We start from the raw sequence: 23,253 nt of genomic DNA on the forward strand, positions 1-23,253 counted from the left end.
CGGCTTGATCCTGCGCGAGTTCGCCCCAGAAGTTTACGCCGCCTGCTTCTTCGGCGGGAAGCGGCCGTAGAAGGTTTCGCCCTTGGCGGCCATCTCCTCGAGCAGCTTCGGCGGCGTGAAGCGCGAGCCGTACTTCTTCTCGAAGCTGTGGCAGAGTGCGACGAAGTTCTTGGTGCCCATGAAGTCGATGTAGGACAGCGCGCCGCCGGTGAACGGCGCGAAGCCGAAGCCGAGGATCGAGCCGACATCGGCCTCGCGCACGTCGGTGATGACGTGATCCTCGACGGTGCGCGCGGCCTCCACCGCCTGCACCACCAGGAAGCGCTGCTTCAACTCGTCGACGCTGAGCGTGTCGGGATCGAGCTGCTTGGGCTGCAGATTGGCGAGCCCCGGCCACAGGCTCTTCTGGCCCTTGCCCTTCTCGGGATAGTCGTAGAAGCCCTTGCCGTTCTTGCGGCCGAAGCGGCCCTGCTTCTCGACCATCTCGACCATCAGCTTCTTCTGCGCCTGGTCGATCGCGTTGGGGCCGAGATCGGCCTCGGTCGCCTTGGTGATCTTCAGGCCGAGATCGAGCGCGACCTCGTCCTGCAGCGACAGCGGCCCGACCGGCATGCCGGCCATCTTGGCGGTGTTCTCGATCATCGCCGGCGGCACGCCCTCGAGCAGCATCTCGTTGCCCTCGGAGATGTAACGCATCACGCAGCGGTTGGCGAAGAAGCCACGGGAGTCGTTCACCACGATGGGCGTCTTGCCGATCGCGCGGACATAGTCGAGTGCGGTCGCCAGCGCGACGTCGCCGGTGTTCTTGCCGAGGATGATCTCGACCAGCATCATCTTCTCGACCGGCGAGAAGAAGTGGATGCCGATGAACTTGCCCTGATCCTTGAACTCCTCGGCCAGCGAATTGATCGGCAGGGTCGAGGTGTTGGAGGCGAAGATCGCGCCCGGCTTCAGCAGCGGCTGGGCCTTGGCATAGGTATCCGCCTTGACCTTGCGATCCTCGAACACCGCCTCGATGACGAGGTCGCAGTCCGAGATCACGTTGTAGTCTGATGTGGCCGAGATCCGCGCCAAGATGGCATCGGCCGCGTCCTGCTTCATCCGTCCCTTGGCGATCAGGCCGTCGACCACGGTCTTGGCGTGGCCCTTGCCCTTGTCGGCGCTTTCCTGGTCGCGATCGACCAGCACGACGTCGATGCCGGCCTGCGCCGAGACATAGCCGACACTGGCGCCCATGAAGCCGGCGCCGATCACGGCGAGCTTCTTGACCTTGGTCGGCGGCACGCCCGCCGGGCGGCGGGCGCCCTTGTTCAGTTCCTGCATCGACAGGAACAGCGACCGGATCATCGCCGCCGCTTCCTTCGAGCGCAGCACCTTGGTGAAGTAGCGCGACTCGACCCGCAGCGCGGCGTCGATCGGAAGCTGCAGGCCCTCATAGACGCAGCTCATGATGGCGCGCGCGGCCGGATAATTGTCGTAGGTCTCGCGGCGATAGATCGCGTTGCCGGCCGGGAACATCTGCATGCCCATCTTGGAGAAGACGGGGCCGCCGGGCAGCTTGAAGCCCTTCTCGTCCCACGGCGCGACCGCCTTGCCGCCGCCCTTGATCCAGTCCTTCGCGGCCTTGATCAGGTCGGCTGCCGGCACCACCGCGTGAATCAGGTTGAGTGCCTTGGCGCGGGTGAGATTGACCGCCTCACCCTTGAGCAGCAATTGCATCGCGTCCGCCGGCTGCACAAGACGCGGCACGCGCTGGGTGCCGCCGGCGCCGGGGAACAGGCCGACCTTGATCTCGGGCAGGCCGAGCCGGGTCTTCGGGTTCTCGGCCGCGACGCGGTAGTGGCAGGCCAGCGTGATCTCGAAGCCGCCGCCGAGCGCAAGGCCGTTGATCGCGGCGACCCACGGCTTGCCCGAGGTCTCGATCGCGCGGAACGACTGCGACATCTGGCGGCTCTGCTCGAACAGCATCTGGTTCGCGGCTTCCTCGCCCTTCTCCTTGAAGAGCTGCGCGTAAGAGTGGTTCATGCCCTCGAGCATCGAGAGGTCGGCGCCGGCGCAGAACGCCTCCTTCGCCGAGGTGATCACGACACCCTTGATCGCAGGATCGCTGGTCGTCTGCTTGATGATCTCGCCGATCTCCTGGGTCGAGATCTCGTCGAACACGTTCATCGAACGATCAGGGATGTCCCAGGTGACGAGCGCAATGCCGTCGGCGTCGACGTCGAACTTGAAATTCTTGTAAGCCATGTTGCTCGCTCCCCTCGCCTCAGACGCGCTCGATAATGGTGGCGGTGCCCATGCCGCCGCCGATGCACAGCGTCACGAGCGCGGTTTCCTTGTTGGTGCGCTCGAGCTCGTCGAGCACGGTGCCGAGGATCATCGCGCCGGTCGCCCCTAACGGATGGCCGAGCGCGATCGCGCCGCCATTGACGTTGATCTTGGCGTTGTCGATGTCGAACGCCTGGATGTAGCGCAGCACCACCGAGGCGAAGGCCTCGTTGAGCTCGAACAGGTCGATGTCCGACTTCTTCATGCCGGAGCGCTCGAACAGCTTTTCGGTGACGTCGACCGGGCCGGTCAGCATCATCGCGGGCTCCGAGCCGATATTGGCGAATGCGCGGATCTTCGCCCGCGGCTTCAACCCGTGCTTGGCGCCCGCCTCCTTGCTGCCGAGCAGCACGGCGCCGGCGCCGTCGACGATGCCGGAGGAATTACCGGCGTGATGCACGTAATTGACCTTCTCGACCTCGGGATGCGACTGGATCGCCACCGCGTCGAAGCCGGCCATCGCCGCCATCGCCGCGAAGGACGGCTGCAGCTGCGCCAGCGACTGCATCGTCGTGGTCGGGCGCATGTGCTCGTCCTTGGCGAGGATGGTCAGGCCGTTGACGTCCTTGACCGGCACCACCGACTTGCCGAAGCGGCCCTCGTCCCAGGCCTTGGCCGCGCGCTGCTGGCTCTGCACCGCGTAAGCGTCGACGTCGTCACGCGAGAAACCGTATTTGGTCGCGATCAGATCGGCCGAGATGCCCTGCGGCATGAAATAGGCCGGCACCGCCATCGAGGGATCCATCGGCCAGGCGCCGCCGGAGGCGCCGATGCCGACGCGGCTCATCGATTCCGCGCCGCCACCGATCACGAGCTCATGCTGGCCGCTCATGATCTGGGCTGCGGCGAAGTTCACGGCATCGAGGCCGGAGGCGCAGAAGCGGCTGATCTGCACGCCCGGCACCTTCTCGCCGAGGCCGGCGTTCAGCGCCGCGAAACGGGCGATGTCCGAGCCGGCCTCGCCGACCGGGTCGACCACGCCGAGCACGACGTCGTCGACGGAGTCCTCGGGAAGACTGTTGCGCTCCTTGAGCGACTTCAGCGGCACCGTGGCGAGCGCCAGCGCGGTGACCTCGTGCAGTGCGCCGTCGGCCTTGCCGCGGCCGCGCGGGGTACGAACGTGATCGTAGATGTATGCCTCAGGCATGACGCCCTCCTTGATATGAGGATCATAATATATACGGAAGGACACGCCGCCGCAGCAGTGCGGCGGCAATTTTTCAAGGCTTTCTTGTTTGACGCGTTTTCTTCACGCGAACCGGTCTCCACTTCGCTGGAAAACGCTTCAGAACGCTTCCGCGGCCAATTCCATCGTGGTGGCGCTGCCGCTCTGGATCCGGGCCAGATGCACGGCGGTCTCCGGCAGCAACTTCTCCATGAAGAAGCGGCCGGTCACGAGCTTGGTGTTGAGGTACGGCGTGGTGCCGGCGGCGGCCTTGTCCTGCGCCACCTTGGCCATCTTCGCCCACATGTAGCCGAGCGCGACGAGGCCGAACAATTTCATGTAGTCGGTCGCCGCGGCGCCGGCATTGTCGGGCTTGGCCAGCGCGTTCTGCATCAGCCAGCCGGTGGCCTGCTGCAGATGGCCGAGCGCGGTGGAGAGCGGGGTGATGAACGGCTTCATAGCCTCGTCGGCACCATGCTCCTTGGCGAAAGCGCCGACCTCGCCGAAGAACGCCATCGCGGCACGGCCGCCGTCGCGCGGCAGCTTGCGGCCGACCAGGTCGAGCGCCTGGATGCCGTTGGCGCCTTCATAGATCATCGCGATGCGCGCATCGCGCACGAACTGCTCCATGCCGTGCTCGGCGATGTAGCCGTGGCCGCCGAACATCTGCTGCGCCGAGACCGTGTTGGCGAACCCGGTGTCGGTCAGGACGCCCTTCAGCACCGGCGTCATCAGGCCCATGTGATCGTCGGCAGCCTGGCGATCCCCAGCGTCGTTGGAGCGGTGCGCGACGTCGCTCTTCAGCGCGGTCCACACCACCATGGCGCGCGCTGCCTCGTTGAAGGCGCGGATGGTGAGCAGCGTGCGGCGCACGTCGGGATGCACGATGATCGGATCGGCCGGCTTCTCGGGTTCCTTCACGCCGGTCAGCGAGCGGCCCTGCAGGCGCTCGCGGGCATAGGCGACCGCGTTCTGATAGGCGACCTCGGACTGCGCGAGGCCCTGCACGGCGACGCCGAGGCGAGCCTCGTTCATCATCACGAACATGCCCTGCATGCCCTTGTTCTCTTCGCCGATCAGCCAGCCGGTGGCGTTGTCGTAGTTCATCACACAGGTGGAATTGCCGTGGATGCCCATCTTGTGCTCGATCGAACCGCAGCTGACGCCGTTGCGAGCCCCGAGCGAGCCGTCGGCATTGACCAGCACCTTCGGCACCACGAACAGCGAGACGCCCTTGATGCCGGCCGGCGCGCCTTCGATGCGCGCCAGCACCAGATGGATGATGTTCTCAGTGAGGTCGTGCTCGCCGGCGGAGATGAATATCTTGGTGCCCGTGATCTTGAAGCTGCCGTCGGCCTGGCGCACCGCCTTGGTGCGGAGCAGGCCGAGATCGGTGCCGCACTGCGGCTCGGTCAGGTTCATGGTGCCGGTCCACTGGCCGGCGACCATCTTCGGCACATAGGTCTGCTTCTGCTCGGGGGTGCCATGCACCAGGAGCGCCGCGGTCGCGCCCATGGTCAGCCCGCCATACATCGAGAACGCCATGTTGGCGGAGATCTGGAATTCGTTGACCGCCTGCGAGAGCGTCACCGGCAGGCCCTGGCCGCCGAATTCCGTCGGCGCCGAGAGGCCGAGCCAGCCGCCTTCGGCGACCTGCTTGAAGGCGTCCTTGAAGCCCTTCGGCGTGGCGACGCTGCCGTCGTCATTGCGCTTGCAGCCTTCGAGATCGCCTGTGCGATTGAGCGGCTGCAGCACCTCTTCGCTGAGCTTGGCGGCCTCGCCGAGGATCGCCTCGCGTACATCGGCCGAGGCATCGGTGAAGCCGGGAAGATTGCCGTAGCGGTCGATCTGGAAAACGTCGTTGAGCAGGAAGCTGACGTCTTCGACGGGGGCTTTGTAGGTTGGCATGCTGGTCTCCCGGCTGGCACGTGGCCGCATATGCGACGGACGCTGCGCAGCGTGTCCTTGGGTTGTTGGAGCGGACCTTATCCGGTTCCGGAGGTCCGCGGCAGATGCTATCGCGACTGTGATTGCGAAGTTGCGCCGCTTTGCTTCATCAACTCCTCGCCCATCATCCGATGCAGCAGGTTGATCGCCTTGAGCGGACGCACCATCACCTTGAAATGCGTGATCCGGCCGTCACCATCGAATGTGATGATGTCGACGCCGTTGAGCTTGATGCCGTCGATCTCGTTCTCGAATTCGAGCACCGCGCCGGCGTCATTGCGCCACTCGCCGAGATACTTGAAGGTCGGGCCGCCGAGCACCTTGGCGGCGCTGGTGAGATATTTGAAGGTGATGTCGCGGCCGCGCTGCGGCGTGTGCACGACCGGGCTTTCGAACACCGCGTCGGGATGCAGCAGGTCCCACAGGGCGGCGGTGTCGTGGGACTTCATGTAGGCGTACCACTTGTCGAGGCCCGGCTTGCTCATTCGGACGTCTCCTGCGGCGGGGTTAAGAAGCCTGGACATCGGCGCACGCGACAGCGGCACGCCGATCACCATATGCATATTGACGCATATGCACACTAACGCATAAAGTCAAGCGAACTTCAGAATGACCTTTTGGGGAACTGAGATGGAGGTGGGCGTTGGCACTCGGTGACGCAATCCTTGCCTGCCTCACGGAACGTCCGATGACGGGCTATGAGCTCGCCAAGACGTTCGATGCGTCGATCGGCTTCTTCTGGAAGGCCGACCATCAGCAGATCTACCGGGAGCTCTCGCGGCTGCGCGACAAGGGGCACGTCCAGGGCCGCGAGGTGGTGCAGTCCGGCAAGCCCAACAAGCTGGTCTATACCCTGACCGCCGAAGGCCGCGCGGCGCTGAAGCACTGGGCAGCGCGCCCGAGCGTGCCGCCCTCGATCAAGGACGACCTTCTGGTCCGGCTCTATGCGCTCGACTGCGTCGATATCGAGCCGCTGCGCAACGACCTGATGGCGCGGCTGGAGCATCACCGCGACCGCTATGAGCGCTATGAGCGCCTGCTCAACAAGCGCTTCCCCGACGGCACCGCGCCGCCGGCCGATGTCGGCAAGATGCTCAGTCTGCGCCTCGGCATGCGCCATGAGCGCATGGTGGTGGAATGGTGCGAGGAGGCGCTCGACGCGCTCTCGGCCATGTCCGGCCGCAGCAATGTGCTGCCGCTCGACGACGGCAAGCGCGAAAGCAACGGCTAGAAACAAATCTCCAACCTCCCCTTGAAAAGGGGAGGTTGCTTTGCTCGAAGAGCAAAGCGGGTGGGGATCATCGCTCTCCACACGCAGCAGTGTGTGCGGCAAACCCCCATCCCGACCTTCCCCCTTTCAGGGGGAAGGAGAAGAGGAGCAGCACCGCAGGGCATTGTCCTGATCCGGCGCAACAGGTTCCCGGATTCCCTAACTTTAGCGCCCGTCGGCCGCATTCCTTAACCCGTTATTTACCGTGACGGGAAAAAGTCAGCAGCTGAGGCAGACGCCCGGCGCAGAATTCGATTGTCTCTTAACGAGAATGCGCGGGGAGGCTGCGGGCGCAGGGTGTAGCGCCGGAGTCGGGACCGGACGGAATCATGAATTCGCGCGTATCGTGGAGTGTTGACGGCATCGATCCCTCCGTCCGCGACAGGGCCGAGGCGGCTGCGCGCCGCGCCGGGATGTCGCTGAACGACTGGCTCAACTCCACCGTCGGTGAACCGAGCCCGCCGGATTGGCGCATGGAGCAACGGCAGCCGATGCCGAGCCGGGAAAGCCGCGAGGTCGCCGATATCCACCAGCGGCTCGACGCCATCACCCGCCAGATCGAACAGATTGCAAAGCCTCTGACGCGCGCCGAAGCGGTGCGCGCCGAAGTGCCGCGCGGCCAGCCCGCCGTCGCGCGGCAGCTGAACGACGCGATTTCGCGCCTCGATGCCCGGCTGTCGCAAATTTCGCGGCCGCAACCGGCGCGCGAGCCGCAGCCACAGCCGATGCGTGAGTCGCAGATGCATGACCGGCAACTGGAGGAGAGGCTGCGCCAGGCGGAGGCGGTCGAGCGCGCCGCAGCCCAGGTCTATCGCCCCTCGCCGCCACTGAGCCCGGCCTCGTTCGATTTCGCGATCGCGGAGATCGCCGCGCGCCAGAACGAACTCGACGTATCAGCGCAACGCCAGATGCCGCCGCGCGGCGCGCCGCCGATGCCGCAATCGGCGCCGCCGATGGCCGCCTATGCGCCACCGCCGCCTGCCGGGCCCGACTTCTCCTCGCTCGAGCGTCAGCTGCTCAAGATCACGAGCCAGATCGAGGCGCTGCAGCGGCCCGACCATATTGAACAGTCGATCGCGGCCTTCCGCGGCGAGCTTGCGGAAATCCGCCAGGCGATCACCGAGGCGATGCCGCGCCGGGCGATCGAGTCGATCGAGAACGAGATCCGCTCGCTGCATCACCGGATCGACGAGCTCCGCCAGGAGGGCCGCAACGGCCAGGGCCAGGCGATCGCCGGCATCGAACGCGCGCTGTCGGAGATCCGCGAGTCGCTGCGCACGCTCACGCCCGCCGAGCAGCTCACCGGCTACGACGAGGCAATCCGCAATCTCGGCGCCAAGCTCGACATGATCCTGCGCGCCAACGACGATCCGTCGACGGTGCATCAGCTCGAGAGCGCGATCGCCGCGCTGCGCGCCATCGTCTCCAACGTCGCCTCCAACGACGCGCTGCTGCACCTCTCCGGGGACGTGCATGCGCTGGCCGCGAAGGTCGACCAGCTGTCGCAGATGTCGCGCGCCGAGACCCATGGCGATGCCTTCGCCGGGATCGAGCAGCGCATTGCCGCATTGGCCTCGACGCTGGAGACCCGCGAGCGGCCAGCCGGCTACGACAACACCGATGCCATCGAAGGCGCCCTGCGCTCGCTGTCGGAGCGGATCGACCGTCTGCAGGTCGGCAACGACAGTTCGTCGGCATTCACCCATCTCGAGCAGCGCGTCTCGTATCTGCTCGAGCGCCTGGAGTCCGCCGACCAGCGCTCCGGCAATCTCGGCCGGGTCGAGGAAGCGCTGCATGACATCATGCGGCACCTCGAGGCGCAGCACGCCCACATCGCCTCGCTCGCCGACGCCGCCCGCAACGTCAACACCTCCTCGCCGCAGCCGATGATGGACAGCGGCATCGTCGACATGGTGAAGCGCGAGCTGTCCGACATCCGCTTCAGCCAGTCGGAGACCGACCGCCGCACCCAGGATTCGCTGGAGACCGTTCACAACACGCTCGGCCATGTCGTCGATCGTCTCGCGATGATCGAGAACGATCTGCGTACGGTGCGCACCGCTCCGCCTGCTCCCGCGCCGGCCGAACCGCGGATGGAAGCTCCGCGGATGGAGATGCCGCGCGCGGCGATGTCGCAGCCGATCGCGCAGCCCAAAGCTGAAGCGTACAAGCCTGAATCGTACAGGCCCGAATTGCCCAATCCTGCGCTGGCGCAGGAGCACTTCATGTCCGCGCCGCGCGAATTCCATGCCGCGCAGCCGGTCGAGAGCGCGCCGTCGCCGCTGCCGCCGCGCGCGATCAGCGAGATCCTCGAGCCGCATGCGGCGTCCGCACGCGCCGCGATCGCGCCGGACCTGCCACCGGATCATCCGCTCGAACCGGGCACACGCCCCTCCGGCCGCGTCGCTTCGCCGTCGGAGCGGATCGCGGATTCCGAGCGCGCGATCTCTGATCTTCCCGCCGGCAAGAAGGAGCCGGTCTCGACATCGAGCTTCATCGCCGCCGCACGCCGCGCCGCGCAGGCCGCTGCCGCGCAACCCGTCAACGAGAAGGCGGCGCGCGCCGCGAGCAAGGCTGCAGCCAAGGCCAAGGAGAAGGCCGACAAGGCCGCGAAGGCGGCTGCCGCCAAGGCCGGCACGGCCGCGGCCGGCGCGACGGCGACTGGCGCGCCGGAGGCGCAGCCTTCGACCATCACCTCCAAGATCCGTTCGCTGCTGGTCGGCGCGAGCGTGGTCGTGATCCTGCTCTCGACCGCCAAGATGGCGATGAACCTGCTCGACACCAGCTCCGCGCCGCAGGGGCCGACGATCGAGCACAGCGAGCCGGCCACGCCGCCCATGCAGCCGCCTGCCGAGAATTCCTTCGCGCCCGCCCCGGCTGCGCCGTCCGGCGGACCCGGAGCGTCAGTGCCCGGGCCGTCGATGACCTCGCCGACCCCGCTCGGCCGCCAGTCCAACAATACTCCGGCGCCGAACACGCTCGACAGCGCGCAGGTGACGATCCCACCGGCAATCGCGCCCGCACCCGCCGCCGCGCCTGAGCCGACCGCGGCGCCAACAGCCGCCGCCAACGACGTCACCGGCACGATTCCGACCGCGCCGCCGCTCGGCGGCAAGCTCGCCATGGTCCAGATCCCGGCGGGCGAGAAGCTGCCCGATGCGATCGGTGGTCCGGCGCTGCGCAGCGCCGCGATCAAGGGCGATGCGGCCGCGGCCTATGAAGTCGGCGTCCGCTTTGCCGAGGGCAAGGGCGTGACCACCAATGTCGACGAAGCCGCCAAATGGTATGCCCGCGCAGCGCAGGCCGGCGTGGTGCCCGCGATGTTCCGGCTCGGCACCTTCTACGAGAAGGGCCTCAGCGTGAAGCGCGACTTCGATGTGGCACGACGCTACTACGTGCAGGCCGCCGAGCGCGGCAACGCCAAGGCGATGCACAATCTCGCCGTGCTCGACGCCGATGGCGGCGGCAAGGGCGCCGACTACAAGAGCGCCGCGCAATGGTTCCGCAAGGCGGCCGATCGCGGCGTTGCCGACAGCCAGGTCAATCTCGGCATCCTCTATGCCCGCGGCATCGGTGTCGAACAGAACCTCGCCGAGTCCTTCAAGTGGTTCAGCCTCGCGGCCGCGCAGGGCGACGCCGACGCCGGCCACAAGCGCGACGATATTGCCAAGCGGCTCGACCCGCAGTCGCTGGCCGCAGCGAAGCTGGCGATCCAGACCTTCACCGCCGAGCCGCAGCCGAGCGATGCGGTCAACGTGCCGGCGCCTGCCGGCGGCTGGGACGGCGCGGCCGCGCAGCCCGCCGCGGTGAAGCCGGTCAAGCAACCCTCGAAGCGGACCGCGGCGCTCGCCGCTCCAGCTCACTAGGTTCGAGACGGCTGCGGCGCCCTGACGGCGCCGCTGTCCTATACCTCAGGCCTTCGGCCGTGTAGACAGGCGCGCAGTTCCGCGCCGTCGGGGCGCGCGTTCCGGAGGGTCAGGCTTGTCTGTCGACGATCGCCAGGATGATGGAACGGGCCACCGTTCGTCGCCGACCGGTCCCCGCGTTGCGCCGCCGCGGCAGGCGCCGTCTCCATTCGCCCCGCGCCCTTCGGCCTCGCCTCCGCCGACGCCGCAAGGGAACGTGGCATCGCCGCCCCGCGCGTTCCGGTTCTCGCTCTGGTCCATCATCATCTTCGTGCTGCTGCTGTCGAGCGTCGCCATCCAGGCTTACCGGGACCTGTCGACGCCGGGCGCCTGGGACTTCTGGCGCGAGACCTACATCGCGGCCAGCATGACGTCCGCGGTGATTCCCGACGTCGACATCGACGGATCAGGCCGCGGCCGGCGGGCGCTTGCGATCAGCGGCAAGATCGGCTCGGCCAGCGCGAGCTGGTTCCGCGACCGGCTCAGCGAGGCGCGTCTCGCACCGGGCGACGTCGTGCTGCTGTCGTCGCCGGGCGGCGCGCTGAACCAGGCCGCGATCATGGGCGAGGTCATCCGCACGCGCGGGCTGGTCACCGCGGTCGCCACATCAGATGCCTCGGGCAAGCTCCGCCCCGCGTCCTGCGCCAGCGCTTGCGTCCTGGTCTATGCCGGCGGCCAGACCCGCTATGGCATCGCGGGCTCGCGGCTTGGCGTGCATCGCTTCACGACGAGCACGCCCGTCAGCGATCCCCTCGCCGAGGCCCAACGCATCCAGGGCATGGTGCTGGGCTACGTGACCAAGATGGGCGTCTCTTCCGGGATCGTCGAGGCGATGTCGCAAACCTCCGATATCCGCTGGCTGAACCCGAAAGAAGCGCTCGCGCTGAACCTGATCACCAAGCCGGTCGATCGGCCGTGAGGCGACACAGGCGTCATTAATCTGAATTATCAACCACGTCCGCAGACGGCGGCCAGGTGCGGCGAAAAATGCCCCCGGGAGCGGATTCTTTAGTCCCTCCCCCCGCCGATTTCAGTTATGCAAGAACGCGGCAATCGACCCGCGTTCGCCTGCGTCTTGCGCGCCGACCGGATTCGTTCAGCCGGAGAATGCCCGACCAGAACGACATCACGCCGTGATGCGGCCTTGTGCCGAACTCGCGGCGAACCGACAAGAAGCGACGCGCGTGCAGCTCTACCTCCCGATCGCCGACATTCCGGTCAATGTCTTCCTCATCCTGGCGATGGGCGCGGCGGTTGGATTCGTCTCCGGCATGTTCGGCATCGGCGGCGGCTTCCTGATGACGCCGCTGCTGATCTTCGTCGGCATCGCGCCCGCGGTCGCGGTCGCCTCCGTCGCCAGCCATATCGCGGCCTCCTCGTTCTCCGGTGCCATTTCCTATTGGCGCAGACGCGCGATCGATCCGCTGCTGGCGGCGGTGCTGCTGGTCGGAGGCACGCTCGGCACCACGTTCGGGGTGTGGACCTTCACCTTCCTGCGCTCGCTCGGCCAGCTCGACCTGATGATTGCGCTGTCCTACGTCATCCTGCTGACGACGGTCGGCGGGCTGATGTTCTGGGAAGGTTTGCGCGCGATGCTGCGCGTCCGCCGCGGCGGTCCGATCGCGCTGCGCAAGCCTGGCAGCCATGGCTGGATCCACGGCCTGCCCCTGAAGCTGCGCTTCAAGCGCTCCAAGATCTATCTCTCCGTCATCCCGGTGGTCGTGGTCGGACTCGCGATCGGCTTCATCGGCGCCGTGATGGGAATCGGCGGCGGCTTCATCCTGGTGCCGCTGATGATCTATGTGCTGCGGGTGCCGACCTCGACCGTGATCGGCACCTCGATGGTGCTCACCCTCGTCACCATGGTGTTCGCAACCATGCTGCACGCGGTGACCAACCATCTGGTCGACGCCGTGCTGGCGCTGATCCTGATGGTCGGCGGCGTCACCGGCGCGCAGTTCGGCGCCCGCGCCGGCCAGAAGATCCGCGGCGAGCATCTGCGCCTGCTGCTCGGCCTGCTCGTGCTCGCGGTCGGCATCCGCTTTGCGGTGGAGCTGGTGATCCGGCCGCAGGACCTCTACAGCATCCGCGAAACCGGCGGAGCCCCGCCATGAGGCTGCGCGCGGCGCTCGCGATCATCAGTCTCGCCGCCGCCAGCCTGGCGGCCGCGCCCGCTCATGCCGAGCGGCTGATCGTGTCGGTCTCCAACCACCGCGTCACAGTGACGCCGAACTATTCCGGCGGCGAGCTCGTGCTGTTCGGCTCGGTCGAGAAGGACGACAAGACGCCGGCCAATCGCAACAATTACGATCTCGTCGTCACGGTGTCCGGCCCGCGCGCCGACATGGTGACGCGGCGCAAGGAGCGCAAATTCGGCATCTGGATCAACACCGACTCGCGCCAATTCCTGCAGGTGCCGGGCTATCTCGCGCTGTTCTCGAATCGCCCGTTCGACCAGATCGCCTCGCCCGAGGTGCAGCGGCGGCAGCAGCTCGGGCTCAACAACGTGCTGCTGATGCAGCGGGTCGGGCCCGACTATGCCGACGTGGTGCCGAACGACCCGTTCCGCAGCGCCTTCGTGCGGCTGCGCTCCGAGCACGGGCTGTACCGTGAGGCGACCTCGGCGGTGACCTTCCTGACCCCGACCCTGTTCCGCACCGGCATTCCGCTGCCGGCGGAGGTGCCGATCGGCACCTATAATGTCGAGATCAAGCTGTTTTCCGACGGCGCGCTGGTGACCAAGGCCGAGACCGCGTTCGAGATCGTCAAGGTCGGCTTCGAGCAATTCGTCGCCACCACCGCGCGGCATAACGGCCTCGTCTACGGCCTGATCACCGCGTTCATGGCGCTGATGACCGGCTGGATGGCCTCGATCGTGTTCCGCAAGGATTGACTTAGCCAGCCCTGCTTTGCAATGCGCTTTCGAACGCGTCGCTGAGGATCGAGAGGCCAAGATCGATCTCGTCGTCGCTGATCGTCAGCGGCGGTGCAATGCGGAATACGCTGCCCATGCCGGGCAACCGAACGATGTTGGTGCTCAGTCCAAGCTGCATGCAGCGCTGAGAGACACGCGTTCCGAGCGCTTCGTCAGACTCCTTGCTGTAACGGTCGCGCACGATCTCGATGCCCTGCATCAGCCCCCTGCCGCGCACGTCACCGATGCATTCGAGCCGGTTCTGAAGTGCGAGGAGCCCGTCCCTCAGCCGCGCGCCCGCTATCCTGGCGCGCTCGACCAATCTGTCGCGAAGGATGATCTCGATGACCTTCAGCCCGACCGCGGCCGGCATCGGGTCCGACACATGCGTCGTGTAGAACAGGAAACCGCGTTCGTGACACCGCTCTTCGATCTCGGCGGAGGTGATGACCGCAGCCAGAGGCAGCCCGGCACCGAGCGTCTTCGACAAGGTCAGGATATCAGGCACGATGCCGTCGCGCTCGAAAGCGAACATGGCGCCGGTTCTGCCGAGGCCGGTCTGCGCCTCGTCGATGATCAACAGCATGCCGCGTGCCCGGCACAGCTCCTTCAACTCAGCAAGGTAGCCTTCAGGCAGATCGATCAGGCCGCCGGAGCTGAGGATCGGCTCGGCGATCATGCAGGCAAGCGAGCCGGTCGATTGGCGATCGATCAGATCGAAGGCGTAGGCCAGCTCGGCCCGCCAGTCGGCTGCGTTGCCGAAGCGCGGGCGATAGGGGTTCGGCGTCGGGATCGCGAGCGAGCCGACCGGCGCCGGACCGTAGCCCTTGCGGCCGGCCGCATAGGTCGTTCCGGCCGCGCCAGACGTCATTCCGTGCAGGACTGTGCGAACGCGACGGTCTCGAAGCCGCCGGTGGCGAGCTTGGCCATCTTGATCGCAGCTTCATTCGACTCGCCGCCGGTGCTCAGCAGCATGACGCGATCAAGCCCCGGCGGCAGCAGGCCCGCGAGCTGTTCGGCCAGCGCGACGACCGGGCGCGTCAGCATGCCGCTGAAGAGATGGTCGAGCCGTTCGGCATGCTCGCTGATGGTCTGGACGATCTCCGGGTGACCGTGACCGAGCACGGCGCTCATCTGCCCGGACGTGAAATCCAGGATGGCCCGGCCGTCGGCGTCATAGACGAAGGACCCGGAGGCACGCTCGATGATCAAGGGAGCGAACGTCCCGCCATAGCGAATGAGGTGCCGCCGCGCGCGATCCCAAAAGGATTTGTCGTCATTTCCGGCCATGCCCGCTCCTTGCTGCTCGGTTGCAGCGATCAAAGAACCCTCGCACCACATCTTATGCGCGCGCGAGGGCAATGACGTTGCGATTTGAGATGCATTTCAGCCCTTCTTCTGCAAACAATTGCGCAAAAGATGGAGAATGCGAAAGAAATGGGAACCGCGATCGTGATTGACGAGATCGACCGAAAAATCCTCGACGTGCTGCAGGTCGAGGGGCGGATCACGAATATCGAGCTGGCCGAGCGGATCGGCCTCTCGTCCGCCCCCTGCATGCGACGCGTTCGCACGCTCGAAGAGGCCGGCGTCATCAATTCCTATGTGGCGCTGGTGGACCCGACGCGGGTTGGACTCGGATTCGACGTGATCGTCGAGGTCCGTCTCAAGCAACAGAACAGGGAATCCTTCACGCGCTTCGAGCGGAAGGTGATCGACCTTCCGGAGGTCGTCGAATGTTGCATGATTGCCGGCGATTGGGATTACTCGCTACGAATCGTGTCCTCGGACCTTGCGCGCTACCAATCGTTCATCCTCGACCGCCTTATGCATCCGGATAGCGACGTCGCGAGCTACCGCACGACGATCATCCTGCGAAAGGTCAAATCGACGACCAAGATCGATAGCTCGCTGTTCGGCGAGGGTTGAGGAGTTCGAACAAGCTACAGCAGGAAGCCGATCCCCATCGCGATCACGCTGAGCGCCATCGCGCCGGTCGAGAGCCAGCCGAGCCGGTACAGCCATCCGCGGACCACAAAGCGGTCCATGACGTCCCGGCGGCGGGCCATGAACATCAGCAGCACCATCACGGGCACCGCGAGCACGCCGTTGACGACCGCACTCCAGTACAACGCCGCGATCGGATCGATCGGCGTGAAGTTGAGCGCGATGCCGATGCCGCCCGACAGCGCCAGCACCGAATAGAACGCGATCGCCTCCTTCGGCCTGCGCGTCAGCCCGACCCGCCATCGCCGGCCCTCGCCGACCGCATAAGCCGTCGCACCCGCGAGCACCGGAATCGCCAGAAGGCCGGTGCCGACGATGCCGAGCGCGAAGATCACCTCGGCAAACGGCCCGGCGATCGGGCGCAGCGCCTCGGCGGCCTGCGCCGAGGTCTGGATGTCGGTCTTGCCGGTGGCGTGCAGCGATGCGGCGGCGGTGACGATGATCGACAATGCGATCAGGTTCGAAAACGCCATGCCGGTGATGGTATCGGCGCGGATGCGCGAGAATTCGTGCTGGGCGCCGTAATGCCGTTCGATCAGCGGATGCTTGGTGGCGTCGACCCGCTGCTCCTCCGCCTCCTGCGAGGCCTGCCAGAAGAACAGATAGGGCGAGATCGTGGTGCCGAGGATCGCAACGATGGTCGTGAAATAGTCGGCGCTCCAGCTGATGCGCGGCAGCAGCACGCCGGCCAGGGCCTCCATCCACGACACCTTGGCAAAGGCGAGCGCCGCGACATAGGCGAACAGGCTGAGCGTCAGCCATTTCAGGATCGTGACGTAGCGCCGGTAGTTCATGAAGATCTGCGCGGCCACCGAGGTCACGCCGAACAGCACCACATAGAGAATGGCCGGACCGCCGATCAGAAGCTTTGTGGCATCGGCCATGGCCGAGAGGTCGGCCGCGATGTTGATGGTGTTGGCAATCGACAGCAGCGCCACCACGACGGCGAGCAGCCAGCCAGGATAATGCCGGCATACATTGCCCGCGATGCCATGCCCGGTGACACGGCCGACCCGCGCCGAGATCTCCTGGATCGCGCTCATCAGCGGAAACGTCAGCAGCATGGTCCAGCCAATGCCGTAGCCGAGTTGCGCGCCGGCCTGGCTGTAGGTGCCGATCCCCGAAGGGTCGTCGTCGGAAGCGCCGGTGATCAGCCCGGGTCCGAGCGTCTTCAGGACACGGCTGAAACTGAACGGCTGGCGCCGGGGCTTCGCCGCCGGCGCATCGTCATGTTTGTCGTGTGGTGGGATCGTCCCTTGCCGCGTCATGTCCGGTTCCAGCCGTCTGACAACGAGCCGGATACCGGCAAGGTTCCTGAGGCGAACCTACGGCTCGATGACCGTGGCGACGCCGGGCTCGAGGATGCGCAGACGGCGGCCGAAGCCGAGCGTATCGAAGCTCGCGCGCAGGTCGCTCGCGCTCTGCCGGAAATGCGCCCAGCCGTCGGTATGAACCGGCACGATCACCGCGTCCGCAAAGGCGTGCGCGGTTTCGATCGCGTCATTGGTGTCCATGGTGAGATGGAAGGGGCCGCGGGTTTGCGCCGCGCCTGCGAACGGCAGCACCACGCCGCAGTCGAAGCGCCGCGCGACCTCGGCGACGCCGTCGAACCAGGTGGTGTCGCCGCTGACATAGACCGGACGGCCGGGCTTCGCCGGCTCGACCACGAAACCGATGACGTCGCCGGACAATGGCTCGATCCCCGCCGGCCCGTGCCGCGCCGGCGTCGCAGTGATGGTGAGCGTCCTGCCGCCTTTCGTCAGTGTGGTCCTGGCCCAGGGCGCAAAGCCCTCGGCGTTGCCGCCAAGCCGCCTGGCGCCGGCCTCCGTCGTCAGCACGCGCTTCACGCCTTTAAGGAAATCCCGGCCGGAATGGTCGAGATTATCGGAATGCTGGTCGTGGCTCAGCAGCACCGCATCGATCGCGCCGACATCGCGCGCGCCGAGCGCGGGGCCCGTCAGCTTCTCCAGTTTCACATGCGGCAATTGATACTCGCCGGGCGCATCGAAGGTCGGATCGGTGAGCAGGCGGAACCCGTCGATCTCGATCAGGGCGGTGGGACCTCCGATCAGCGTGATGGTGATGCTCACGTCCTACTCCTGTTGGCCGCCGCTGCCGCCGGGCGGGTCACCAGGTAAATGCCGAGCGCCACCGGAACGATCCCGAGCAGGTCGCGAAATTCGACATGCTCGCCGAGCACGAGATAGGCGAACAGCATGCCGAGCGGCGGCATCAGGAAGTGATAGGCGCTTGCGGCGGTCGCACCACACACTTTCAGGAGATGAAACCAGAGCAGATAGGCAAGGATCGAGCCGCCGAGTACGAGGAAGGCGAAGGCGCCGGCAAGCCGCATGCTGGGCACGATGTCGCTGACGCTGGAGAGCGTGAAGGCAAACGGCATCACCGCAAGGCCGCCGGCCATGTTCTGGATGCCGTTGCCGATCCACAGGCTGCCCTTCGGCGCCAGCAGCTTGAACAGCACGGTGCCGGCGACGATCGAGGCGAGCGAGGCCAGCGTGAACAGGATGCCATGCGGGCTGTCCGATCCGACCGACATGCGATGCCAGACGATGAAGGCGACGCCGACGATGCCGAGCACGAGACCAATCACCTTGCGCAAGGTCATGCTCTCGCCGAGGAACAGCGCCGCCAGCATGGCGGTGAACACCGGATTGGCCGAGACGATCAGCGCGCCAAGTCCGGCGGAGACCGTCTTCAGGCCGGTATAGCCGAGGCCGAGATAGAGCGCGTTGTTGGCGACGCCGAGCACGGCGAACACCGCCGCATCGCGCCAGGTGAGATCCCATTGGTCGCGGCGCAGCCAGGAGATGGCGAGGATCAGAACCCCGGCGAGCGAAAACCGCGCGGCCAGCAGGATCAGCGGCGGGCAATCGGTGACGCCGATCTTGCCGGCGACGAAGGCGTAGCTCCAGAGCAGGCAGAACAGGGCAATCAGCAGCGGCAGGGTGTTGAAGCGGGCGCGGGGGGCGGCCATCGAGGTTGCGGCGGACATGGGCGAATTCTCCTTCGGCCATGATCTAGGCCCGCGCCTTGATATTTGGAAATTAAATGATAAACTGGCATGCAGTGGATTTATAAATGGAGGCTGCGATGCTCGACCTGGAGCTGTTGCGCAGTTTCGTCTCGGTGGTCGATGCCGGCGGCTTCACCCGCGCCGGAGAGCGCGTCCACCGCACGCAGTCGACGGTGAGCCAGCAGATCAAGCGCCTGGAGGAGGATGTCGGCCAGCCGCTGTTGATCCGCAGCGGCAAGGACGTCACCCCGACGGAAGCCGGCGAGCGGCTGTTGACCTATGCGCGGCGGCTATTGTCGCTCGCCGAAGAGGCCCGTGACGTGCTCTCGCGCCCCGGCAGCGAAGGCGCGATCCGGATCGGCATCACCGAGGATTTTGCCGCCTACCGGCTGACAAAGCTGCTCGCCACCTTCGCGCGCAGCCATCCGAATCTGCGGCTCGATGTGCGCTCCGGGCAGAGCCTGTTCCTGTACCGCGATCTCGAACGCGGCGATCTCGATCTGGCGCTGATCAAGCGCGCCGCCAATGAGAAGGGCGGCATCGCGGTCTGGCCTGAACGGGTGCACTGGGTCACCAGCAAGGGCCACCCGCGCGATACGACGGCCGGCTCGGTTCCGCTGATCGGTTTCGCCTCGGGCTGTCTCTACCGCGCCCGCGCCATCCATGCGCTGGAGAGCGCCGGCCGCAACTGGCACATGGCCTACACCTCCTCCAGCCTCGCCGGCATCCAGGCCGCGGTCGCCGCGGGCCTCGGGCTCAGCATTTTGTCTGAGATGTCGATCCAGCCCGAGCATCGCGTGCTGACCGCAAAGGACGGCTTTGCGCCGATCGACCGCACCGAGGTCGCCCTCGTCGCCGCCCCCGAGGCCAGCCCGGCGACATTGCGGCTGGCGGATCGGCTCGCGGAGTATTGCGAGAGCGTGCAGGCGAAGGCGGCTTAGGCGAGGTCGCGCAACAATCTCTGCTGTCGTCCCTGCGAAATCAGGGACCCATAACCACAGGGCTGTGTTGCTGAAGCAAGCTGTGGCCCAATCGTCGCACAACAACGACGATCGGTGGTTATGGGTCCCGGGTCGCGCTTCGCTTGCCCGGGACGACACCGAGAATGATGGCAGCTTGGAATAAGCTGGTCGGCGATCGCTAATAACACCGCGACGCCACGAACGCGTGGACGCGGTTGTCGCCGAGCACATGGGCCATGAAGCCGGGCGATCCGAAAATCCGTGTGAACGCGGCGTCGCGGATGCTCAAGCCGCCGGTGTAGGCGCCGAACGCCGGCATCACCGCGCGCTCGCCGTCACAGGCGAAGCAGCGGCGCTCGATCGAGCGGCCGCGGGTCGGCACCCGCGCCTTGGGGTGCAGGTGTCCGGCGATCTCGCCGGCGGCGCCGGTCGGCTCATGGCGGAACACGATCGGACCGATCGCGACTTCGGTCGCGACCACGCCGCCGAGATCGGACGGCAGCGCCGGATCGTGATTGCCCGAGATCCAGATCCAGTTGCGCCGCAGCTGCAACGCCGCGAGCGCCTCGCGGTCCGGATTCGACAGGCGTTCATGCGCATCGCGATCGTGAAAGCTGTCGCCGAGCGCGATCACCTGCCGCGGATCGTGCCGCGCGATGACAGCAGCGAGCCGGCTCAGTGTCGCGACCGTGTCGTAGGGCGGCAGCAGCACGCCGCGGCTGGCGAAGCTCGAGCCTTTTTCCAGATGCAGGTCGGAGACCACGAGCAGGCGCTGCGCTTCCCAGAACAGCGCGCCGGAGAAATCCGCCACGAAGCGGACATCCGCCACCGTGACCCTCGAAACGCGCATGTCGTCACCGTCTCGCAAAGCTAGCGCGCTTGCCGTCACGTCCCGTTCCCCAGAGTAGCAGCGTTACGTCGTCGCCTCCCGCACGAGTTCCTCGGCTGCCTCGGCCAGGAGCTCGTCGGATGCTTCGCCATAAACTGACTCGCGGCCGATTTCCAGCAGCGCGGGGACGGCAAGCGGAGAAACGTGGTCGAGGTCCTTGTGGGTGATTCGGCCGTGGATGCGCGAAAGCATGTCGCTGAGACGGCGAAGATCGAGCAATCCCGTGGCGGCATCGCCGCGCGCGGCGCGCAGCAGCACATGATCGGCCTGGTGCTTGCGCAGCACGTCGTAGATCAGGTCGGTCGAGAACAGCACCTGGCGGCGCGACTTCTCCTCGTCGGTGAAGCGGCGCGCGATCAGGCCGGAGATGATGGCGCAGTTGCGGAAGGTGCGCTTCATCAGCGCCGATTCCGCAAGCCACGCCTCGAGGTCATCGCCGAGCATGTCGGGATCGAACAGCGCGTTGAGATCGAGCTTGCCGTGCCGGATCATGAAGGAGAGATCGCCGACACCCCAGACCGCAAGCGCATACTCGTTGGCGACGAAGCCGAGCGGACGGGCGCGGGCGCGCTCCAGCCGGCGGGTCAGCAGCATGCCGAGCGTCTGATGCGCGAGCCGGCCCTCGAAGGGATAGCAGACCAGATAATGGCTGCCGCCGCGCGGAAAGGTCTCGACCAAGAGCTCGCGCACCGCCGGCACACGCGAGAATTTTCGCTGCAGCGACAGCCAGTCGTGCACCTGATCCGGCAATCCGTTCCAGGCGCGGCTGTTGTCCAGCAGCTTGCGGACGCGTTCGGCAAGATAGGTCGAGAGCGGGAACTTGCCGCCCATATAGGACGGCACTTTTGCATCTTTATCATTGGTGCGGGAGACATAGACCTGGTCTTCAACCAAGGCCTCGTAGCGCACCACCTCACCGCCAAAGACAAAAGTGTCGCCGGGCACGAGGCCCTCGATGAAGACCTCCTCGATCTCGCCGAGCATCCGGCCGCCGCGCGCGATCGCGCCGGTCGATCCGCTACCGCCGGCGCGCGAGCGCACCAGCCGCACCTTCAGCATGGTCTCCTCGACAATGGTGCCGACGTTGAGACGATAGCTCTGCCGCACCTTGGGATTGGTGACGCGCCAGCGGCCCTGCTTGTCCTGCTTGATGCGCGCGAAACGCTCATAGGTCTTCAGTGCGTAGCCGCCGGTGGCGACGAAATCGACGACATCGTCGAAATCGGTGCGTGCGAGCGATGCATAGGGCGCTGCGGTCCGGACCTCGTCATAGAGTTCATCGGACAGAAACGGCTTGCCGCAGGCGCAGCCGAGCACGTGCTGGGCCAGCACGTCGAGCGCGCCCGAGCGCAGCGGCGGCGTGTCCTGCGCATTCTCGGCGATGGCGTCGATCGCGACACGGCATTCCAGCACCTCGAAGCGGTTGGCCGGCACCAGCACTGCGCGGGAGGCCTCGTCGAAGCGGTGGTTGGCGCGGCCGATCCGCTGCATCAGCCGCGAGGAGCCTTTCGGCGCGCCGATATTGATGACGAGGTCGACATCGCCCCAATCGACGCCGAGATCGAGCGAGGAGGTGCAGACCACGCCGCGCAGCTTTCCGGCGGCCATCGCGTCCTCGACCTTGCGGCGCTGCGCGACGTCGAGCGAGCCGTGATGCAGCGCGATCGCCAGCCCATCGTCATTCATGCGCCAGAGATCCTGGAACAGCATCTCGGCCTGGCTGCGGGTGTTGACGAACACCAGCGTGGTTTTGTTGCGCTTGATCAGCTCGTAGACCTCGGGCAGCGCGTGGCGCGCGCTGTGGCCGGACCACGGCAACCGTTCTCTGGTGTCGAGCATCTCGACCACCGGCGGTGCGGCGCCGCTGGCGGTGACGACGTCGGCGGATGCATTCTGGCCACCGGGCTGCGGCACCAGGAAGCGCGCGAGCTGCTCCGGCTCGGCGACCGTCGCCGAGAGGCCAATAGCGCGTGTCTGCGGCGCGATGGTCCAGAGCCGCGCAAGTCCGAGCGACAGCAGATCGCCGCGCTTGGAGGTGACGAGCGCATGCAGTTCGTCGAGCACGATGCGCTTCAGCGAAGAGAACAGGAACGGCGCGTCGTCGGACGCCAGCAGCAGCGCCAGCTGCTCCGGCGTGGTGAGCAGGATGTCCGGCGGATAGCGCCGCTGCCGCTGCCGCCGCGACACCGGCGTGTCGCCGGTGCGGGTCTCGATCCTGATCGGCAGCCCCATCTCGGCGACCGGCGTCTCCAGATTGCGCGCGATATCGACCGCAAGCGCTTTCAGCGGCGAGATGTAGAGCGTGTGCAGCCCGCCGCTGCGGCGAACACCGCGGCCGGTGGAGATAAGGGCTGGGCGAACCGTCCTCGATTCAATTTCGTCGCTTGCGAGATCGTCGGGCTCCCTCCCCCTGAAAGGGGGAGGGTTGGGGTGGGGGTCAGCCGCTCGCTCCGTGCCCGCGGCTGACCCCCACCCGTCGCGCTCGGTTGCGCTAGTGCGCCCCCGAGGGTGCCGACCTCCCCCTTTCAGGGGGAGGTAAGAGTTCTTGCCCTGCCCCTCTCCACTCAACTCCACCAGTGTCGGCAAGAACCCCGCCAGAGTCTTGCCCGCTCCCGTGGGCGCGATCAGCAGCGCGGAGCGCTGCTCGCGCGCTTTCGCCAGCAGCGCGAGCTGATGCTCGCGCGGCGACCAGCCGCGTGAGGCAAACCAGTCGCGAAACCGGCGCGACAGGCCGGCCGTTTCCGACGGCGGAACGGAAAAGAGATCGAGCGTCGACACGCCCAAGAGGTAGGTGGTTCAGGCGGCTTCGTCGAGGGCGGAGCGGAAATGGCG

General features: G+C 66.5%; 16 protein-coding genes and 1 pseudogene. 7 read left to right on the top strand and 10 right to left on the bottom strand.

What is annotated here, in order from left to right; all coding sequences use genetic code 11:
• Positions 1-33: 33 nt before the first annotated feature.
• From J2R76_RS24170 to J2R76_RS24185, 4 genes are all read right to left on the bottom strand, one after another.
• Positions 34-2,247, bottom strand: a complete 2,214-nt coding sequence (locus J2R76_RS24170) for a 3-hydroxyacyl-CoA dehydrogenase NAD-binding domain-containing protein (RefSeq protein WP_253625074.1) — start codon at positions 2,245-2,247, stop codon at positions 34-36.
• A gap of 19 nt (positions 2,248-2,266) precedes the next feature.
• Complete coding sequence (locus J2R76_RS24175; RefSeq protein WP_057016171.1) at positions 2,267-3,475, bottom strand: acetyl-CoA C-acetyltransferase; 1,209 nt, start codon at positions 3,473-3,475, stop codon at positions 2,267-2,269.
• 138 nt (positions 3,476-3,613) lie between these two features.
• Positions 3,614-5,401, bottom strand: coding sequence for an acyl-CoA dehydrogenase C-terminal domain-containing protein (locus tag J2R76_RS24180; RefSeq protein WP_057016064.1), 1,788 nt, complete (start codon positions 5,399-5,401; stop codon positions 3,614-3,616).
• A gap of 107 nt (positions 5,402-5,508) precedes the next feature.
• Complete coding sequence (locus J2R76_RS24185; RefSeq protein WP_076832836.1) at positions 5,509-5,925, bottom strand: nuclear transport factor 2 family protein; 417 nt, start codon at positions 5,923-5,925, stop codon at positions 5,509-5,511.
• Between the two features lie 158 nt (positions 5,926-6,083).
• On the opposite strand from J2R76_RS24185, the gene J2R76_RS24190 reads away from it, so the two are divergent.
• The 5 genes from J2R76_RS24190 to J2R76_RS24210 all read left to right on the top strand — a co-directional run bounded on the left by J2R76_RS24190 (position 6,084) and on the right by J2R76_RS24210 (position 13,508).
• Positions 6,084-6,671: a PadR family transcriptional regulator gene (locus J2R76_RS24190; protein ID WP_057016062.1), complete on the top strand. Its 588-nt coding sequence runs from the start codon at positions 6,084-6,086 to the stop codon at positions 6,669-6,671.
• Positions 6,672-7,039: 368 nt separating this feature from the next.
• The gene (locus J2R76_RS24195) at positions 7,040-10,576 is read left to right on the top strand and encodes a hypothetical protein (protein ID WP_253625075.1); all 3,537 of its coding nucleotides are present in this window, start codon (positions 7,040-7,042) and stop codon (positions 10,574-10,576) included.
• Positions 10,577-10,691: 115 nt separating this feature from the next.
• Entirely contained in the window at positions 10,692-11,534 is an 843-nt protein-coding gene (locus J2R76_RS24200) for a hypothetical protein (RefSeq protein ID WP_076832373.1), read from the top strand.
• Between the two features lie 265 nt (positions 11,535-11,799).
• Complete coding sequence (locus J2R76_RS24205; protein WP_076832838.1) at positions 11,800-12,729, top strand: sulfite exporter TauE/SafE family protein; 930 nt, start codon at positions 11,800-11,802, stop codon at positions 12,727-12,729.
• The gene (locus J2R76_RS24210; protein ID WP_253625076.1) at positions 12,726-13,508 is read left to right on the top strand and encodes a TIGR02186 family protein; all 783 of its coding nucleotides are present in this window, start codon (positions 12,726-12,728) and stop codon (positions 13,506-13,508) included. Before J2R76_RS24205 ends, J2R76_RS24210 begins: the two co-directional genes overlap by 4 nt.
• Before the next feature lies 1 nt (position 13,509).
• On the opposite strand, the pseudogene J2R76_RS24215 reads toward J2R76_RS24210, so the two are convergent.
• Positions 13,510-14,819 (bottom strand): annotated as a pseudogene (locus J2R76_RS24215) (aspartate aminotransferase family protein).
• 147 nt (positions 14,820-14,966) lie between these two features.
• Here J2R76_RS24215 and J2R76_RS24220 point away from each other — a divergent pair.
• Positions 14,967-15,458, top strand: a complete 492-nt coding sequence (locus tag J2R76_RS24220; RefSeq protein WP_253625077.1) for an Lrp/AsnC family transcriptional regulator — start codon at positions 14,967-14,969, stop codon at positions 15,456-15,458.
• Between the two features lie 14 nt (positions 15,459-15,472).
• On the opposite strand, the gene J2R76_RS24225 is transcribed toward J2R76_RS24220, so the two are convergent.
• The 3 genes from J2R76_RS24225 to J2R76_RS24235 are packed head-to-tail and all read right to left on the bottom strand — an operon-like array spanning position 15,473 to position 18,549.
• Entirely contained in the window at positions 15,473-16,804 is a 1,332-nt protein-coding gene (locus J2R76_RS24225; protein ID WP_253625078.1) for an NRAMP family divalent metal transporter, read from the bottom strand.
• 57 nt (positions 16,805-16,861) lie between these two features.
• A complete protein-coding gene (locus tag J2R76_RS24230) occupies positions 16,862-17,626 on the bottom strand; it encodes an MBL fold metallo-hydrolase (protein ID WP_253625079.1) in 765 nt (254 codons plus the stop codon).
• Complete coding sequence (locus J2R76_RS24235; protein ID WP_253625080.1) at positions 17,623-18,549, bottom strand: DMT family transporter; 927 nt, start codon at positions 18,547-18,549, stop codon at positions 17,623-17,625. Before J2R76_RS24235 ends, J2R76_RS24230 begins: the two co-directional genes overlap by 4 nt.
• A gap of 98 nt (positions 18,550-18,647) precedes the next feature.
• Here J2R76_RS24235 and J2R76_RS24240 point away from each other — a divergent pair, with 98 nt between their 5' ends.
• Positions 18,648-19,511: a LysR family transcriptional regulator gene (locus J2R76_RS24240; protein WP_076832845.1), complete on the top strand. Its 864-nt coding sequence runs from the start codon at positions 18,648-18,650 to the stop codon at positions 19,509-19,511.
• Positions 19,512-19,710: 199 nt separating this feature from the next.
• Here J2R76_RS24240 and pdeM read toward each other — a convergent pair whose 3' ends face one another.
• Positions 19,711-20,382, bottom strand: a complete 672-nt coding sequence (gene pdeM / locus J2R76_RS24245; protein ID WP_253625081.1) for a ligase-associated DNA damage response endonuclease PdeM — start codon at positions 20,380-20,382, stop codon at positions 19,711-19,713.
• Between the two features lie 63 nt (positions 20,383-20,445).
• Positions 20,446-23,199 carry a ligase-associated DNA damage response DEXH box helicase gene (locus J2R76_RS24250; protein ID WP_253626085.1) on the bottom strand — a complete coding sequence of 918 codons (2,754 nt, stop codon included), beginning with the start codon at positions 23,197-23,199 and terminating at the stop codon, positions 20,446-20,448.
• Positions 23,200-23,253: the final 54 nt, after the last annotated feature.

The organism is Bradyrhizobium sp. USDA 4532 (genome assembly GCF_024171315.1).
GTDB lineage: Bacteria > Pseudomonadota > Alphaproteobacteria > Rhizobiales > Xanthobacteraceae > Bradyrhizobium > Bradyrhizobium australafricanum.